This is a genomic window from Agathobaculum sp. Marseille-P7918 (assembly GCF_964248325.1).
Classification (GTDB): domain Bacteria; phylum Bacillota; class Clostridia; order Oscillospirales; family Butyricicoccaceae; genus Agathobaculum.
The window spans coordinates 83,564-101,021 of record NZ_CAXTXI010000010.1; the positions used below are offsets into that span (position 1 = coordinate 83,564).

General features: G+C 45.2%; 13 protein-coding genes. 6 read left to right on the plus strand and 7 right to left on the minus strand.

The features are described from left to right. Positions 1-7 precede the first annotated feature (7 nt). From ACESSO_RS13100 to ACESSO_RS13115, 4 genes are read right to left on the minus strand one after another with little or no spacing between them, the layout of a single operon-like run. Complete coding sequence (locus ACESSO_RS13100) at positions 8-3,061, minus strand: type I restriction endonuclease subunit R (RefSeq protein WP_373165948.1); 3,054 nt, start codon at positions 3,059-3,061, stop codon at positions 8-10. Between the two features lie 2 nt (positions 3,062-3,063). Beyond that, on the minus strand, positions 3,064-4,296 hold the full coding sequence (locus ACESSO_RS13105; RefSeq protein ID WP_373165949.1) for a restriction endonuclease subunit S: 1,233 nt from the start codon (positions 4,294-4,296) through the stop codon (positions 3,064-3,066). Further along, on the minus strand, positions 4,289-6,082 hold the full coding sequence (locus ACESSO_RS13110) for an N-6 DNA methylase (protein WP_373165950.1): 1,794 nt from the start codon (positions 6,080-6,082) through the stop codon (positions 4,289-4,291). Before ACESSO_RS13110 ends, ACESSO_RS13105 begins: the two co-directional genes overlap by 8 nt. Beyond that, positions 6,066-7,403: a transposase gene (locus ACESSO_RS13115; protein ID WP_373165952.1), complete on the minus strand. Its 1,338-nt coding sequence runs from the start codon at positions 7,401-7,403 to the stop codon at positions 6,066-6,068. The genes ACESSO_RS13110 and ACESSO_RS13115 overlap by 17 nt, the downstream gene beginning before the upstream one ends. A gap of 379 nt (positions 7,404-7,782) precedes the next feature. Between ACESSO_RS13115 and ACESSO_RS13120 the strand changes: the two genes are divergently transcribed. The 4 genes from ACESSO_RS13120 (at position 7,783) to ACESSO_RS13135 (ending at position 11,118) form a co-directional block, all read left to right on the plus strand. Continuing rightward, complete coding sequence (locus tag ACESSO_RS13120) at positions 7,783-7,998, plus strand: hypothetical protein (protein WP_373165955.1); 216 nt, start codon at positions 7,783-7,785, stop codon at positions 7,996-7,998. 4 nt (positions 7,999-8,002) lie between these two features. Beyond that, complete coding sequence (locus ACESSO_RS13125) at positions 8,003-8,230, plus strand: DUF2188 domain-containing protein (RefSeq protein WP_373165958.1); 228 nt, start codon at positions 8,003-8,005, stop codon at positions 8,228-8,230. Positions 8,231-10,116: 1,886 nt separating this feature from the next. Beyond that, a complete protein-coding gene (locus ACESSO_RS13130) occupies positions 10,117-10,401 on the plus strand; it encodes a hypothetical protein (RefSeq protein ID WP_373165959.1) in 285 nt (94 codons plus the stop codon). 72 nt (positions 10,402-10,473) lie between these two features. Next, positions 10,474-11,118, plus strand: a complete 645-nt coding sequence (locus ACESSO_RS13135) for a hypothetical protein (protein WP_373165962.1) — start codon at positions 10,474-10,476, stop codon at positions 11,116-11,118. 95 nt (positions 11,119-11,213) lie between these two features. On the opposite strand, the gene ACESSO_RS13140 is transcribed toward ACESSO_RS13135, so the two are convergent. After that, positions 11,214-11,465 (minus strand): helix-turn-helix domain-containing protein, encoded by a 252-nt coding sequence (locus ACESSO_RS13140; protein WP_302666091.1) that lies wholly within the window; start codon positions 11,463-11,465, stop codon positions 11,214-11,216. Positions 11,466-11,735: 270 nt separating this feature from the next. Here ACESSO_RS13140 and ACESSO_RS13145 point away from each other — a divergent pair, with 270 nt between their 5' ends. Both ACESSO_RS13145 and ACESSO_RS13150 read left to right on the plus strand, forming a co-directional pair. Continuing rightward, a complete protein-coding gene (locus ACESSO_RS13145) occupies positions 11,736-12,077 on the plus strand; it encodes an SLOG family protein (RefSeq protein WP_373165964.1) in 342 nt (113 codons plus the stop codon). A 117-nt stretch (positions 12,078-12,194) separates the two neighbouring features. Continuing rightward, complete coding sequence (locus ACESSO_RS13150) at positions 12,195-13,730, plus strand: recombinase family protein (RefSeq protein ID WP_373165966.1); 1,536 nt, start codon at positions 12,195-12,197, stop codon at positions 13,728-13,730. Positions 13,731-13,779: 49 nt separating this feature from the next. Here ACESSO_RS13150 and ACESSO_RS13155 read toward each other — a convergent pair whose 3' ends face one another. Continuing rightward, on the minus strand, positions 13,780-15,546 hold the full coding sequence (locus ACESSO_RS13155) for a hypothetical protein (protein ID WP_373165968.1): 1,767 nt from the start codon (positions 15,544-15,546) through the stop codon (positions 13,780-13,782). Beyond that, a complete protein-coding gene (locus ACESSO_RS13160) occupies positions 15,534-17,456 on the minus strand; it encodes an ATP-binding protein (protein WP_373165969.1) in 1,923 nt (640 codons plus the stop codon). The genes ACESSO_RS13155 and ACESSO_RS13160 overlap by 13 nt, the downstream gene beginning before the upstream one ends. Positions 17,457-17,458 lie beyond the last annotated feature (2 nt).

Sequence of the window (17,458 nt, forward strand, 5' to 3'; positions counted from 1 at the left end):
GCTTGCCTTATTTGCTATCGTGTAGATCTTTGTATAGACGATCCGCTAAAGCTTTCATCACGGCCTGATACTTGTCCGCATCCAGAAAGAGCTGCTCATATGCTGCGGTGTTCTCCATATAAGCCTTTTGTGCAGTCGTATCAAAAATCTCCGGAAAAAGACTACGCTCATATACTTGGCGATCCTCAGTCTTGGCGGCTTTCTTTGCCTTAGCATCCTTGCGCATTTTTTGATACAGAGTATCGACCATTACACGATCTGCATCTGTAAATTCGCCATAGAACTCTTCATTGATTCGCTGTATGATTTCGTCCAATGGACTGGTGCGCTCCTTTTGGCCACCAGCCCGTTTTGGCTGAGTTGGTTTCCAAGATCCAGGCTTGCTTTCAAGTTCGATTGCACCTTCGTATGTCTTTTCCAGACGATAATATTCCAGCTTGACTCTATTATCAAGGTCAAATGGCTGTACGGGATCGGAGGGAAGCAACTTTGCCAAGTAAGAGCAGAAAACGTACTCTTTGTGCAGTTCCTTATCGAACATACGGGTAATTTGAGAAATGTAGTTATACCACTTAACGAGCGCACGGACTTCTCTACGAAACTGATAGCGTTGCTCTTGATTGAGTCCGTTGTACTTATCAGCCACAGGCTTTAGCGCATTGGATATCTTTCCCTGAGTCAGATTTGCCTTGCGCACATCCGGGTCAAAATAAATACTGGAAACTTCTTCAATATCCTCATCTGTATAGATGCCAAAACCACGAAGAGTTTTCTGTGTTGTGTAAATCAAATCGAAGTTGATTTCTTCATCCAGGCTGGTCTCCTGATAGAACTGCTGGAAAGCTTCACGGATGCGTTCAATCGGATTTACAAAATCGAGAATATAGGTGTCCTCTTTGCCAGGGTAGATACGGTTGACACGGCTCAAAGTCTGAACAGCCTTCACATCACGAAGCTCTTTGTCAACAATCATCGTGTGAAGAAGCGGTTCATCAAAGCCTGTCTGATATTTTTCCGCAACAATGAGAATATTGCCTTCCTCGTGGAATACAGCCTTTGTCTGACTTTCCTTCACCCGATTGCCGTTGCGATCTACATTCATACCGCTTTCGGTGTATTCAGTACCTGTCGGGTCATCCGGGTCTTTCAGGCTCCCGCTAAACGCAATCATGATTTCTACATCGTCGTAATTGTTGCTTTCAAGATAACGCTTAATTTCATGATAGTAACGGACTGCCGCCAGCCTGGACGCAGTAACTACCATCATCTTTCCACGGCCACCGATTTTCTTTTTTGTGACCTCACGGAAAGTCTCTACAATAATAGCTGCTTTCTGCTGAAGGTTGTGCGGATGTAATTCCTCATAGCGTCGAATCGTTCTAACAGCCTTGGAGGTAGGGACTTCCGGATTGTCCTGGACATTCTTTGCGATTTGATAACACATTTTGTATGTGGTATAGTTCGCTAAAACATCCAGGATAAATCCTTCTTCGATAGCCTGTCGCATCGAATAGATGTGGAAGGGATGGAAAGAACCATCCGGTTGAGGTTCGCCGAAAATTTCCAGGGTTTTGCCTTTGGGCGTTGCAGTAAAGGCAAAGAAACTCATGTTGCTGTGTTTACCTTGGCTGAGCATTTCTTGCACAAGAATATCGTTTGCCTCGACTTCTTCGATAGCCTTTTCTTCCAGTTCGGCATATTCTGCAAGAGCATCGCTCACATCGGCAAGAGCAGCCTTGAGTTTTAATGCACTCTGTCCAGTTTGGCTGCTGTGTGCTTCATCTACAATAACTGCATAATGCTTACCAACAGCGGACTCGACTTCATTGTAAATCACTGGAAACTTCTGCAAAGTGGTGACAATGATGCGCTTTCCATCGTTAATGGCATCACGCAGAGCGCCAGAATTTTTCTTTTCATCAATGGTAACCACACTTCCCAAAGTATGGTCAAAGCTGGAAACGGTGGCCTGCAACTGTTGATCGAGAATACGGCGGTCTGTAATAATGATTACGCTGTTAAAAATTGCATCGTTGTTTTCGTTGTGGAGGCTGGCCATACGGTAAGCCGTCCAAGCGATAGAATTGGACTTGCCGGAACCGGCACTGTGTTGGATGAGATAGTTATGTCCAGCGCCATTAGTTCTAACATGATTGACCAGTTGACGCACGACATCCAACTGGTGATACCGTGGGAAAATGACTTTGCTGCTGACGGTTTTCTTTGTGGAACCGTCCGGCAAAGTCTCTTTTTTTTCTGTTCTTTCGTAGTTAATGAACTTTTGCAGAATATCCAACAAGCTATCCTTCTGGAGGACTTTCTCCCAGAAGTATGAAGTTACATAGCTGCCATCGGTGCTCTTTGGATTACCTGCACCGCCATCCTTGCCTGCACCGGCACTGCCTTGATTGAAAGGAAGGAACGTTGTCTCCGGGCCTTTCAGCTGGGTAGTCATATATACATTGTAGAGATCGCAGGCAAAGTATGCGAGAACACGCTTATTAAATCCGAATGCCGGTTCATTAGGGTTGCGGTCATATTGCCACTGACGCATAGCGTCATCCACCGACTGCCCGGTGAGCTGATTTTTCAGTTCAATCGCCACAACGGGGATGCCGTTGACAGCCAGCATCATATCGACTGTATTTGTGTTGCGTTTAGAATAGTGCCACTGGCGGATACACTGGCAGACATTCTTTTGGTAGTTGGTGATGGACACCTCGTTCAGCTCAGACTCTGGCTTAAAATAGCACACCCGAAAATTGATGCCACGATGCTTGAAGCCGTGACGCAGGACAGAAATCAGACCATCCTGCGTGACGGCATTTTCAAATGCCTTATAAAACTGCCGAATAGGGTTGATCGTACACATCCGCTCGAAGCGTTTCCATGCCATGGGCTGGGTGCTTTTTACGAAATCGGTCAGAGTGACGATGTCCAGAAACATATCTTTGCTTTCATCGCTACAATAACCGGCATCCGTTGCCTTTGTCCATCCACCATCCTCAGAAACAAGGTAGGTCTCTATGAATTCTTCAAAGCGTTTTTCTGTTTCGTTCATGGTCACACCACCTTTCTTTTTCCTGTTACAGTTTCAAAAATTAATGATTTTTTATAACTTTCAAGTTCAAAAATCAAGGATTGTTTGTTTTCTATGATGGAATCGATCGAATGGCATATATCATTAAGATATGTGGAAATTTCAATTTGTTCTTCTATTGGGGGAAAAACTGTTTTTATATTTTGAATTGTATTAACAGATAAGCCCGGTTGAGCAGCACTATTCGAAGCATATCGGTTAAGGTTCATGCCATTCAGCAAATAATACAAAAATGAAAGTTCTACTCCTTCTACATTTTTTGTTACCACTGCGTGTTCTGTTGCCCAAAAACATCCCTTTATTTTATGAACGTTACCGCATAATGCACCTTGCCTACCTACAAGAAGATACTCTCCTTCGTAATTATACTTGGAATAATACCCTCGAATACCGTTTCCTCCGTATACTGGGTATTCTCCAGCTTCATCAATCTGATCAGACACAAGATTTTTCCCGGCTTGCATAGAACATAAATACTTAAGCGAGAGAATCCCCCAATGAGCAGGCATCTGGCCAATCCAATCAATATGGCTATCCTTCATTTCTGCTAAAGGATTTAGTCCCTTGGTGACTGCTTCAAAAACGATAGAAGCTCTCCACTTTTTGTATTCTGCAACACTGAGCTTTGCCTCCTCAATAACGGTATCTATTTGAGCACATTGTTCATCGAGGAACTGCACAATGGTGTCTTTTTCATCTTGGCGTGGAAGAACTATGCGTAATTCCTTTACTTCTGCATAATTCAATCCCTGCCGTACACCGGAACCCATGCCATAAAATCCTTTTTTCAGGTCAAAGGCATGGAGCAGGTAGAACAAGTATTTTGAATTGCTTGTGTCGATTGGACGCAAGGTTGTATAGGCCGAGGTAATAATACCACGCTCTGTGGCCAAACCTACCCGAAGGCTTGTATGGTCGTTCTGTAAATCTGTTAAACGAAGGACTATATCCCCATCTTCGATAATGTTATAGCCGTCAAAAGACGCAGGAAGAAGTCCATCCGGCGAATCAATATCTTTACGTTTGATTTTGCCGTAACTCAAAGACAACAGATTCTTTTCCTGAAAATTGCTGTTTTTTTCCTTGACCTGGGTCACAAGTTGATACAAGGTGTGGACACGCCAGTGAGAGGGAACACTGCCTATCCATTCAATACCACTATCTTTTGTTTTTTCATAGGTAGTAATTTCACTCATTTTGCTCACCACCATTTCCGAACAATGCCTGCAATTTCTCCATCAGTACCTTTTCACGGGCCGCAATACGTTTTGCAATATCAGCTGCCGGTTCCAGTTCCTCATATTCATAGAAGGTACGAGTGAATGGAATCTCATACCCAACCTTGGTCTTGCTTTTGTCAATCCAAGCACCCGGACGATAAGGGAGAACTTCCCGTGCAAAATAAGCATCCACATCTTCATCAAGTGGAACGCTTTCAGTGTCACGCTTGGAGGTATCGGCTACTGGCTTTCCTTTTTTCACAATCGGGTTGCCGTCATCATCCAAAGCAGGACTTTCCACTGTAATTTTATTGTAGCCAAGCGATATGGCATCAAGCACTTTGCTTTTGCAAGTCAGCAATGTTTTTTTATCTTCTAAGGTCTTTGTAAAAATTGCACTTCTATATTCGCTGTATGCCTGTGTGATCAAATTGCGGCAAGATTCCGTAATATCTACACGCTTATTACCGATAGGACGTCTACGTGCCTCACAGCACTTGCTGGCATCAATCAGCAAAATGCGTTCTCTATGTGTTTCGGGTTTATTTTTGGATACTATCCAGACATAGGTTGCAATCCCGGTGTTATAAAAGCTGTCATTGGGAAGCTGAACAATAGCATCCAACCAGTCATTCTCAATAATATAGCGACGGATTTCACTGGGGCCACTTCCCGCATCTCCTGTGAAGAGAGAGGAACCGTTTTGGATGATAGCCATTCTGCCGGTGTCTTTCAACTTTGCAATGCCATTCAGCAAGAATAGCATTTGCCCATCGGATTTTTGAGGTAAGCCAACGCCAAACCGACCGGCATCGCCCAGTTTGTGTTCTTTCTCCACATCAGCCGCTTCACGCTTCCAATCGATACCGAATGGAGGATTGGAAATAATGTAGTCGAAGGTATAGCCCTTGAATTTATCCGCATTCAAGGTATCACCGAACTGCATGTTTTCAGGATCGCCACCACGGATCAGCATGTCCGCTTTGGCGATACCAAAAGTAAAAGGGTTGATTTCCTGGCCATAACAGATGATTTCAGCCTCTTTGTCAAGGGCATGAACACGCTCTTCCATACAGGTAAGCATCTGGCTGGTGCCCATCGCCATATCGTATACCGTCTTGGCAGGGGTATCTTCGCCGGAAAAATCTGCATTCATGGTAAGCAAGTCACACATCAAATAAATAATATCACGGCTGGTGAAGTGTGCACCTGCTTCTTCATCATAACTCTCAGAAAAACGCTGAACAAGATTTTCAAAGACATAGCCCATATCGATTGCAGAGATTTTCTCCGGATTCATATCTGCATTGTCAGCAGTGAAGTCGCTGATAACCTGATACAGGACTCCCGCATCCGCCATACGTTCGATTTGCGTAAAGAAGCCCATGTTTGCCAGAATATCGATAACATTATCTGAGAAGTTGTTGATATACGTCTCGAAATTGATCTTAATGTTTTCCGGATCAGCTTTCAGTCGCTCAAAGGTGTACTGGCTGGTGTTGTAAAAACGATAGCCAGATGCAGTACGCAAAAAACCGTCTTTGACAGCTAACTGTTTCACCTTTTCATAAGTGGACAACACTTTTTCTCTGGTCGGGAGTAAGCAGTCATGAAAACGCTTAATCACGACCATGGGCAAGATAACCAGACCATATTCATGAGGCTTATATGCTCCGAATAGACTGTTCGCCACATTCCATATCAGATTCGCTTTTTCCTGAATATTGATTCCAACCGCTTTGATTTTATCGTTCGAGCCCATAGTCTCGTTCCTCCATGATATTTTCTGATATTTTATTGATTTTTTCAATTAATCTGCTTGATTTGATGCCGTATCGCTGTAGCTCTCCATTTTCCTCTACAGTGTCGTGAGTTATAGAGAAGATGCAGCGACCACGCATTACATCGAAAATGCAGTGCGGCATATCCTTGATAGCGTCACAGATGCCTTGTACCGCAAACTGATAATTGTTGGGTGGCTTCTCGCCCAGTGTCAAAAATCCGCTTAATTGCTCGCCAAAGATATCAATAATATCACCAACTGCCAAAAACTCATCTACCTCTGCCGGAATCTGGTCTGCCCATGTTAGAAGATCTTCCATCGACCACTTTGTTTCCATAAGTGCCAACAATCTCTGATGGTGATTGTAAGCCTGTTGTAACCTCGGCCTACTCTTCATCCCTTCCTTAATTCTGGGAATGACAGTTCTGTCATCCAGGTCTTTGTGGAGTACCGTCAATCGCCGGTCTTTATGAACCACCGGAAAGCGCTTTCCGTCGGAATGGATAATATCAAGCATAGCGTTTCTGGCATATCGCTGAATCGCCTCATCAGTCACCACAATCGAAGCCAACGGAAAGTAGTGATTGGCAGCATTAAATAAGCTGTCGACTGGATCTACATATATTGCTTCCACCTGGTTTGCATCCAATGTTTTTAGAAATGCACCACAGGTTTCTTCAGATGAATCTCGCAAAATATCCAGGCAATAGACTTCGCCGTCCCAAATGCCTAAAATGACGGGATAGAGCTCACCAAAGAATACCACTTCGACAAGACTAATAATGTGCGGTGTCCTGATCGGTGGCAGCAAGGCTTCACGATATTGGATTCTGCGCCGCATTATTCCACCGACTGAAGCAGTTGAAGCCGGAACTCTGTAATGCTGGCATACTTTTTTATATGAGAATTGAAACGTTCCATCCGCCAAGGCATCTGATAGTCGGTTTGTAAATCTGCATCCCTTTTCTCCAAATTCTGTAGGCTCCGAGAAAACGCTCTGTCTGCAGTGATCACACCGCAGATAGCGCTGATGAAAGAGTAGATCAATAATTTGAAACTCACGGTGGCTGTCATCCAACCATAATAAATCCTTGAGTTTTCTATCTACAATCTTAGAGCATCGCGTTTTAAGGGATTGACAGGCAGGGCATGGCAGTTTCTCACCCTCGAAGTATCTACGATGCACAACCTCTAAGTGAGTATCATCACTACCGTCTTTCAATACCACAAGCTCAGGTATGCCCAGCCATTCGGTTTTGGCTTTGGAAATGTCTCGTTTTGTATACAGCTTTTTCCCCAAGGCACACTCCCCCTATTTTATATATTATATGCCATTTGCCACCAAAAATCAAATGATTTATTAGTATATTTATTATTTGCCACCAAATTCTGAATAAAATTATTTTATAAATTGTTTCAATAGCTGTATAATGGTATTGTCGAAAGAGAAAATTCCTCTGTCATCACAAGACCACGGCAGGGAAATGCAGAATTCTCTTAAACGATACAAATACAAGGAAACGGCAACCAAGCGAATATGTGAATGTTTACAGAGGTGGTGTCTTATGAACAAATAAAAAGAGCGGCAACCTGCTGGCACAGATTAACCGCTCATTCGCAATTGTACATTATCAAAATATCATGTATAGCTTGTTTAGTCAAGCAGAAAGGAATTCAATATGTATAAACATTATTATATCAACAACGATCAGACTTCAAATCCTGGTCTTCATCATGAAGTCCACACAAAGGAGCATGCCACACAGCTTGGCATTCGTAGTACACAGTATGTAGGCTACTATGCAAACGAGGTTGAGGCAGTTGCTCAGGCGAAGAAAATCTATTCCGATGCGGACGGTTGTGCAATCTGCTGTCCTGACGCGCACAGGGGGTAATTATATGGCTCGTTCTTCTCATCATGTCGTTCACAATCCCAATGGTGGCTGGGATGTAAAACGCGGCGGGGCTCAGCGCTCCAGTGGTCACTATTCCACCAAAGAGCAGGCGGTAAATGCTGGAAGGCAAATCAGTCGAAACCAAGGCACTGAGTTCGTTATTCATGGGCTGAATGGTCGTATTCAGTCTGCGGATAGCCACGGAGGAGACCCTTATCCGCCGAAGGGTTAATTCTGGTAGATGACAGTTTTGGCAGTAGATCACGGTGGTAAGATTGGTATAGCAGTAATTACCTGATTTTCTAAGTCAGCGAAGGACAGAACTCTTACTGATCATAAAGAAACGCCATATTGAGCTTAAAGGCGCCTATGCGAAAGCGTGGGTGCCTTTTGTGTAAAGGTGAATTATACTATTAAGTGCAACACTTTAAGCAACCATAGAGTTACGACACAACTAAACCATAGGAAGGGAACTATATGAACTATCATCATCTTATTATAGAAGAGCGTAGTTGTATAAGGAAAAATATTTCCTGTGTTGAGCCCCACTCTAAAACAAAATCTGGTGTTGATTAACGCCAGATCCCGCAAAGATCTTAAGTTTCATTCTGCATAGAAATGATGACACTTTGAATTTAATTCCTGTTAGACTTGGTTTGACAATTCACTGTTAAAATTTATAGAATTATTTTTGCTCCAAAACTTTTCCTGATGACCATTTATATAAGCATGTGTAAGAGAGTGGCTTGTTATGTTAGGAAAATGTTGTTTTGTACAGAGCGGGGTTAGACAAAAGCGAAGATAAGTAGCCATCATTTCGTGATGAAAGAGAAGCAGGGCAGCAAAATGTTTTGCTGCCCTGCTGAATGAAATTGCTTACTTATTATAATGCGGCTAAGGTAATTCCTCCTTTTATGGTTATGACCACTAATCGGATTTGCAATCGTTTTCCACTGGATCAGGAGATAGACCACAAAGGTCTTCCAGAATATCCGGAAGCAAAACACGTGCAATGGAACGAAGTACCGAGTCCGGAACATTGTCCGGAAAAGAGTCAGAATTGGGTTTCATAACAATCCCTCGATCATCACCGAGGTGCGGGATAAACAATGGTGTAAGTCCGTTAAAAAGTCAAGTATAAGTCCGTAAATGATAGATCGGTCCGCACCTGTCCCCGCTCTGAGATTGTTATATTATTGGGTTTAGTTCCAAGATATTTTATTTCGTTCGTTTTGGCCATTATAAAACGCTTTGTTGTTTGCTGTCAAATCTCAGAACAAAAAGACCCGCAGTATCCGGCACATCGGATATTGCGGGTCTTGCGCTATTCATGGAGGGAAGTTCAGATCATTTCGTCGGTGTCTAAGAGCTTAAAGCTACCGATTTTTATATAGTGACGTTTGTTTCAAAAAAATGTGTGAGATTTGACAGAAGCAAAAAGGTGGTGTTATACTGGCACCATAAAGAAAACGAACGAAATAATCTGAATCAAGAACTGAAACTTTTATCCGCACAATAACGATGTTATTGTGCGGATTTTTATATATTATGTACGCTTTATGAAGTAAGGAGTGAAAAAGGTGAGAACAAAAAATGTTTTGAAAAATCAGAAAAATTTTCTATGGAGATGGATTTGGTTCAGAAATGGGCCACGGAAGGATCCGAATGGCATGGGCGGATCAAAGCAGGAAAATAAATTACAAACCATAGGTGAATCATTCATACAAGTGCAATGTAATCAACAAAACACATGCCAAAATTGTATTGGAAAGCTGTCAATGAATGACATACTTCCGCAGTACTGGTTATTTGACCGCCGAAAAGAACGGCGTTAAATAACCAGTACGACCGTTGTTATAACGGTTTCCACCCAGTGGGCTGGAGCAGGAAAGACTATACCAAACGGAACAATTTCGTTTGACAGGGTCTGAATCTGACGCCCACGCCGTCTTATCCCCGCAATCGGCATCACTGTAACAGCAGCGTACATGCCGGTGAGTTTGTTTGAACAGTAAGGGTGTCGGCAGTGATACCGCGGGGACAGGTTCCTGCGAAAACTGTTTGCAGGCACACGAGTGTGTGAGATGCCCACAACAATATAGCCATCCGGAGGAGTATATGAACATTTTTGAAAAGGTAGGAACGCCTTTTGCCAGAGCGTGTGAGAATAAAATGTACGAAAAAATTGCGAAAGGCGTTTCCAAACATGAGGAGCGTGCGAAGAAGATACAGAGCGGAAACATGCGGAAATCGAGTGATCTGCTGCATAGTGATAACACGATCAACGGCTATTGTGGCGTTATTACACGCTATGCGCAATGGATGGCAGAGAAGCATCCGGAATGTCGTCGTTTGATTGTGGCACATAAGCGTCATTATGATGGTGAGTATATTCAGGAATAAATCGACGCAGGCAAGAAACCTGCAACAATCAAGAATTATACAGCTGCACTGGCCTTTCTACACAAATGCCCGATGAACAAGGTACATAATTGCCGCCCTGTCGTAAAGACACAACAGGCGACCCGCAGCCGTGGTTATACGCCAGAAAAATACCAAAATCAGCTTGCATATCGTCAGCGGCAAGAGCAAACGAGAGTCGCGGATATCATGGAAATCTGCCGTATGACAGGTGTGCGAAGGGATGAGGCGAAACAACTACGGCCTTCCAACTTTGTTTTTGATGGCAAACAAGTGGTTTGCCATCTTTCAGGGAACAACAATGTAAGCAACAAACTTGGTACAGAAGCGACTGTATGGACAAAGGGCGGGCGCGAACGCACGATTGAAATTCTCCCCAAGTACACCGATAAATTGCGTAATATAATTGCACGTTATCAGGCAAATGAAAAAATCTGCTCGAAAATTCCGGAACGAATCGACATTCATGGAATTCGCAGTATGTATGCGTGTGAGATGTATAAAGCATGCGCTCGTCCGATTGAGCGCATACCCATCCGCGAGCGCACCATGGAAAATGGCAAAGATTGCCCGTCACGCTATCGCGACGCACAAGGTATGATCTGGGATCGCCGCGCTTTGCTGCGGGTATCGGCTTCGTTGGGTCATAGCCGCTCGTCAGTTGTCGTAGAAAATTACCTCTGGCGATTGCGGGAGTAAAACATAGAAAGACATAAAGTTTCATACTTAGAAACTTTATACAGATTCCTTGTAAAAACAATTCCCATCGATCGGAATGATCGATGGGAATATTTTTATTCTTCTGCATTATCTAATCCTTCAAAAAACGCATCATAACTGCAATTGTAAATTTTACGTAATTCAATAAGAACGCTGGCACGGATATTCAGCTCTCCAGCTTCATATTTGGCATAGGTGGTTCGGCCAATGTCACAACCACGACGCTGCAGCTCTGCACATAGTTTTTCTTGTGATAAGCCGCTATCATTTCTCAGACTGCGTAAGTTATCCCCCATATTTCGGTCACGCCGAATTTTCTGTTCCACTTGCCTCACCTCGCATACGATTGACCAGTATTGGTTGCAGAATATTATTATCGTATGCTATACTAAAGACAAATATTGACCGCTATACTGGTCAACTTACGAGGTATGGAATGGAAAAGTCAAGTGTGTGTTTGAGATATCGACGTTGATCGAATACTATAATTCCGAGATAGTATGATTCATTGGCTGGCTTGATAATCAAGAAAAATACATGTTTCCATTGAATATTTGTGGGAGATTGACTTTTTCGGTATAAATGGGGGGAGAAAAATGGTAGTAGCCATTGTAGGTTCCAGAGGATTGTGTGTTACCGATTTAGAAAAATATCTGCCGGAAGGAGTAACAGAAATTGTGTCCGGTGGTGCCAAGGGAATAGATTGCTGTGCTCGAGAGTATGCACTGTCCCATGATATAAAACTGACTGAATATTTACCGGAATACAATAAGTATGGCAGATCGGCTCCGTTAAAACGGAATATTTCCATTATCAAGTCTGCGGATATGGTTCTTGCCTTTTGGGATGGATCTTCTCATGGCACTAGATTTGTCATTGATAATTGCAAAAGATATGGAATTCCAGTAAAAATATTTGTCCCAACCGACCACATTTGATACTTTACTATAAACCCGTTGTGCTGTGGATTTTATTTTAGCATTTTTGACAGCGCAGGAAAAATGCGATATAATAAAAACGAACAAATATTCGATTTTGGAAGGGGCTGAACCCATATGAATGCCGTCATTTACGCTCGCTATTCCTCAGACAACCAACGTGAAGAAAGTATCGAAGGTCAGCTCCGGGAATGTCAAAGCTACGCCGAGAAGCATGGGTATAGTATTATTGAGCATTACATTGACCGTGCGATTTCTGCAAGGACGGATCAACGTCCAGATTTTCAGCGCATGATTGAGGACAGCGCACAAAGGCAGTTTTCTGTTGTACTGGTATGGAAGTTTGACCGCTTTGCGCGTAACAAGTACGATTCGGTTCATTATGAGCGACAGTTACGCAAGAACGATGTTAGCGTTGTTTCAGTAGTCGAACCCATCCCGGATGGACCGGAAGGCAGCTTACTGGAAACGCTGCTTGAAGGCTTAAACGAATACTATTCGGCTGAGCTTGCGGTGAAAGTCCGACGTGGCTTAACAGAAAATGCACTGAAATGCAAGTATAACGGTGGAACAATCCCGTTTGGATATTATGTGGACGAAAATCAGTATTTTCAGATCGACCCAGTCACCGCATCTCTTGTCCGGGAGATCTATCAACGCTATGCGGAAGGCGAAACAATTCGTTCGATTCAGCAATCCATGAATGAACGTGGTGTCACAACGCAGCAGGGTAAGCCGTTCTCCCCGAATAGTTTCAGTGTCATGCTCAAAAACCGGCGGTATCTGGGCGAATATCGATACAGCACCACTGTGCAGCCAGGAGGTATGCCACAGATTGTCTCAGAAAGTCTGTTTGAGCAGGTACAACAGCGGATAGCGCGCAATCGGCGTGCACCTGCATGTGCCAAAGCGACGGAAGCATACTTATTGACGGGTAAGCTGTTTTGCGGATTGTGCGGTAAACCGATGGTTGGAGAAAATGGTCGTAGCCATACAGGGATCAAGCATTATTATTACAAATGCGGTGCGGCTAAGCGCAAACAGGGCTGCACGAAAAAAGCGATTCGCAAGCATTTGATCGAAGATTTGGTAGTCAAACATATGATGCGGTTGCTATGGAGTGACGCGATGGTTGAGAGGATCGCAGATCTGGTGGTGGCAGAAAGCAGCAAGGATAGTGCACTCCTGCCGAAGCTATCCGCGCAACTTACGGACATACAGAAACGGCTGGCCAATTTGTTAAAGGCGGTGGAAGCGGGGATCTTTAACGATACCACACAGCAGCGCATGACAGAATTAGAACGGCAGAAACAGAAGTTGGAGATCGAAATTGCAAAAGAAAAGCTAAAAAAATCAAACATATCGCGCGAGGATGTAGCTGGTTGGCTGTACCATTTTCGTGAACTGGATGTGAAAAAGGAAAAACATCGCCGCATTCTGATTGATTCTTTTGTCAACGCGGTATATGTGTATGATGATAAAATTACCCTGACGTTTAACTATCGAGAGGGCACAGAAACCATTTCGCTTGCGCAGGTGGAAAGTTCGGATTTGTGTTGTGATGCTCCACCAACAAAAAGCTTGCATTATCCTAGGATAATGCAAGCTTTTTGCTTTATATTGACATTTGTTCATAAGATGGAGTTTGCATAAAATTTTGCTTTGAGAGGAGCGAAAAACATATCTGAATCCATATCAAAGCTCAGTCTGAGAATTCCTCATCTGTGGAACGGCTGGCATATCGATTCATAAAGTCTGCACCAGTCAGCGGTTTGGAATGGTCATCTGATAAGAAGTCTGCTTTGGTTTCGGGAGGCGATTGATAAGCGTCCCAAACCCGTACTGCAAGTCGCTTGAAAAAAGAAAAATCGCTTGAGAATGAAGGGAGATCGGCGGCCTCGTAGGGCGTCTGCCATACCGACTGTTTCAGCCGATACTTTTGCTCAAAACTTATAGCGCTTTCCATACGTTTGAGCCAGTACGGTGCCCTGCGGCTACGGACGGCTTGGAGGAAAGCAGCGCGGAAACTGTCTATTTCTTTCTTTATCGAGCGGTCTGCTTTATGCGCTGTATTCTCTTCTGCATATGCATCGGGCCGTGAGGCAATGTTTCGCGCGGTGCTGATCAATTTGGGAAACATCGCCTGTATATTCACAAATTTGAATAAAAGAGAATGATCGCGTGGCTTGATAGTTGATTCGCCGCCTTTAGAATTGGTGCGAATATGTTTTTTGGACTGTGCGCGCTGCACACGGTAGACGGAAAATCCCTGCGGGGCTAACTCATATATGCCGAGTGTGGAGCGTTCGCCTGCATTCACTGCTCGTACCGTCATCTGTGCGCGACCGATCCCGTTTTTCCGTGTAAACTGAAAAAAGCTGTTGCATAACGCTTTGACATCATCGTTACTGCCGTAGTGTGTGCTGACTACCCCAGTGGTATAAGGGTGATCGAATGCAGCAATCATCTCACGGCGTTCTGCTATCAGCGGCAGCGGTAACGCTTTGTTCTCCGCTGTATCCATTGCATTTCCCAGATCATCCAGCTCAATATTCTCATAAAGCTGCACAGTTGCCTGCGGATCATACTCTGTTGTCCGGTTAATTTTGGCGAGGCGCTTATCTACTTTTTCTGTACCAAAGTCGAACTGCGGCGAGGTCGCAATCACGCAGAAGCCGCTTTTCTGTGCATGTCGGACGGTTTCCAAACCCTGATCGCCAAATGTCACGACAATGGTACGAGGCTTGGATGTATCCAGAGTATCCAGACGTCGGCGGCGCCAACCGCGAATGATTTCAAAGGCATCAAAATAATCCAGTTTTGCAATGTAGCGTTGATATGCGGCGGCTTTTTCATTTTCAATATCAGCTTCCGACATACCGGGAGCGGCAGAATCCAGCTCGTCATGAAAAAAACTCCAGTATGTTTTCAGTGCTTCCTCGCAATCTTTTTTTGCCATTTCCAGCTTGTCGTGCCATAAGTATCCGGAAAAATATTTTCTTGCATAGACCATGACCAATTCATTGAACTCGTTGTCTTTTAAACGCTGTATTGGCAGCTGCACTGTGTTCAGATGCGGTAGGACTGCCGCTGAACGGGTTGCCGTTCCGTTTTGCACCGCCCAGCAGCGCCGGTTGGCATCACGCTCTCGTTCCGGAGATGCATCCACCGGCAGACCGTTGATGTTGCACGTGGCTTGGGACAAGCCCAGCGCCTGCTGTGGGTAGTGTCCCAATTCATGCGGCAGCGCCCATTCATAGCCGGATGCAATATCAATGTCAGCGCCTTGGATACAGGCGACGGCCCCGACTTTCGCCGGTTTGCTCGAATGAAAGTGCACTTGCACGTTGGCAAAGGACAAACCGTTGCGCCTTTCAAAATCCTTCTTCATCTGTGTGACGATATTGGTCCAACTGGTGCTGCGTTTCGCCTTTTTCGCCGATGGCGGCCGCCGGGTCATGGCATGCATATTCCGATCCCTCCTGCCTGTTCTGTGTGCTGTGCTAATTCTCGCGGCAAAGATTTGCCCATTTTCTCCAATTCCAGCTGCAATGCCGTCAGAATCTGTGCAGTGCGCATCCGTTCACAGCCGCCTGCCATTGCCATCACCGCTGCATTGCACGCGACTGCATAAATGCGGGCCGGACTTAGCTCTGCCTGTGCCAATTTGTCAAAGGGAATCTCACCCTCCCGGCGATCTTCCGCAATGGCACGTCGCCATAGTTGTTCCCGCAGGCTTTCATTCGGAAGAAAAAAGCGGACGATATATTGCAGCCGTCGTAAAAATGCATGGTCAAAATTGCTGAGCAGATTGGTGGATAATATCGCTACGCCATCATATTGCTCGATTTCCTGTAACAAATAGGACGTGGAAACATTGGCATATTTATCTTGCCCAGTGGATAGGGTCGTCCGCTTGCCAAAAAGGGCATCCGCTTCATCGAACAAAAGCACGCAGTGATTCTCTCGGGCGCACTGGAACAGCCGCTCCAGATGTTTTTCTGTTTCACCAATGTATTTATCCATGATCTGCGACAAGTCTGCCCGCAGCAGTGGCATGCCCAGTTCGTGCGCGATGGCAGATGCTGCCATGGTCTTACCGGTGCCGGACGGCCCGTGAAATACTGCTGTCACGCCTGCATGGCTTTGCGGAAGGCGCCAGCGATACAGCTGGGCGCTGCATCGGGCCGCCAGACAGATAAGTTTCAGCTGTTGCTGAATCGGATTGGGCAATACCATATCCTCTATGGACGTCGATATTTCATGGTAGACGCCGAATTCCAGCGCGCTACTGCACTGCAAACTCGCCTGCTGCACATCTTGCCGGGAAACTTGTTGCCGTCCGGATACCTCTGCCAGATATTTCGCGCGCTCTGCAATTTCGAGCAACGCCCCGATCGTCATCGCACCATTTGGTTGGGTGCCCGGCAGGGCGTTGTGGACGAATGCGTCCCATATCCTTTGCTGCGCTTGTGCAGTCAGTTGCCGGGGCAAGCGTACCACCTCGCATATGCCATGCAATTCGCTTTCGTTCTCTGCCAGAAAGACCAATGGAACGCCATGTTTGCGGCACAGATGTTCTAATGCATACTTGACTTGCCCGTCGCCGTCCGGCTGCGCGCACACCGGTGCCTCTAACAGCCGGGCCAGTACGACCATATCCTGCAAAATATGTCGTTGTTCCAAAGCAGAATAGGTGGCAATTCCGGTCAAGTCACCACAGATCAATCGTCCGCAGACACGGTGCAGCAGGGTGCGCCGTCCACTTCCGGTCAATCCCAAAAGGTACAATGGATGCGTCGCTCCGCTTTCATACCAGACAGCCACTTGACCGAGCGCTTTTTCGTGCAGATCAAGCCAAGGTTTGTCTTGTTCCATGCGCAGGATGCATCCTGGAATATCCGCGATTTGCAGGCCGGTGAGACAGGCGAAAGCGCTTCGGCACAGAATCAGCGGACGCTCAATAGGATAGATGGTGGATTCTGCCGAGGGGAGAAGCAAGGCGCAAAGCACTCCTTCACCGCTCAGCTCTGCCAGTGTTTCACACGAGCTGGGGCAGATGGTATCGATTAGTTGTAGGCCATATTCCAAAGTAGGCAGATTCAAGCCATACCGGCGGCGGAATTGGTTGCGCATCCCACCGTCCATTTCCAGAACCAATGCGGCCATGATAAGAAGAAGGTCGCGTTCACACAGCGCAAATCGCTGCTGCAGATAGGACGGAGCCAATGTTACAGCTGGCGGTGTGGCTGTCTCTCTGGCTAAAATATTTTTCCGCATTTGTTTACACTGTTCTTCGTTTGGCTGCTCTTCACTGAGCAGTTGAAACAGCGTCACATAATCCAGAATGCAGTCACTGTTTGTTTGGTAGCCATCCATGA

Bases quoted from the DNA above. Each gene is read 5' to 3' on its own strand.
- ACESSO_RS13120 (WP_373165955.1), top strand. From the start codon at position 7,783: ATGTATAAACATTATTATATCAACAACGATCAGACTTCAAATCCTGGT.
- ACESSO_RS13160 (WP_373165969.1), bottom strand. From the start codon at position 17,456: ATGGATGGCTACCAAACAAACAGTGACTGCATTCTGGATTATGTGACG.
- ACESSO_RS13100 (WP_373165948.1), bottom strand. From the start codon at position 3,061: ATGAACGAAACAGAAAAACGCTTTGAAGAATTCATAGAGACCTACCTT.
- ACESSO_RS13145 (WP_373165964.1), top strand. From the start codon at position 11,736: ATGGTAGTAGCCATTGTAGGTTCCAGAGGATTGTGTGTTACCGATTTA.
- ACESSO_RS13150 (WP_373165966.1), top strand. From the start codon at position 12,195: ATGAATGCCGTCATTTACGCTCGCTATTCCTCAGACAACCAACGTGAA.
- ACESSO_RS13125 (WP_373165958.1), top strand. From the start codon at position 8,003: ATGGCTCGTTCTTCTCATCATGTCGTTCACAATCCCAATGGTGGCTGG.
- ACESSO_RS13130 (WP_373165959.1), top strand. From the start codon at position 10,117: ATGAACATTTTTGAAAAGGTAGGAACGCCTTTTGCCAGAGCGTGTGAG.
- ACESSO_RS13135 (WP_373165962.1), top strand. From the start codon at position 10,474: ATGAACAAGGTACATAATTGCCGCCCTGTCGTAAAGACACAACAGGCG.
- ACESSO_RS13155 (WP_373165968.1), bottom strand. From the start codon at position 15,546: ATGCATGCCATGACCCGGCGGCCGCCATCGGCGAAAAAGGCGAAACGC.
- ACESSO_RS13105 (WP_373165949.1), bottom strand. From the start codon at position 4,296: ATGAGTGAAATTACTACCTATGAAAAAACAAAAGATAGTGGTATTGAA.
- ACESSO_RS13110 (WP_373165950.1), bottom strand. From the start codon at position 6,082: ATGGGCTCGAACGATAAAATCAAAGCGGTTGGAATCAATATTCAGGAA.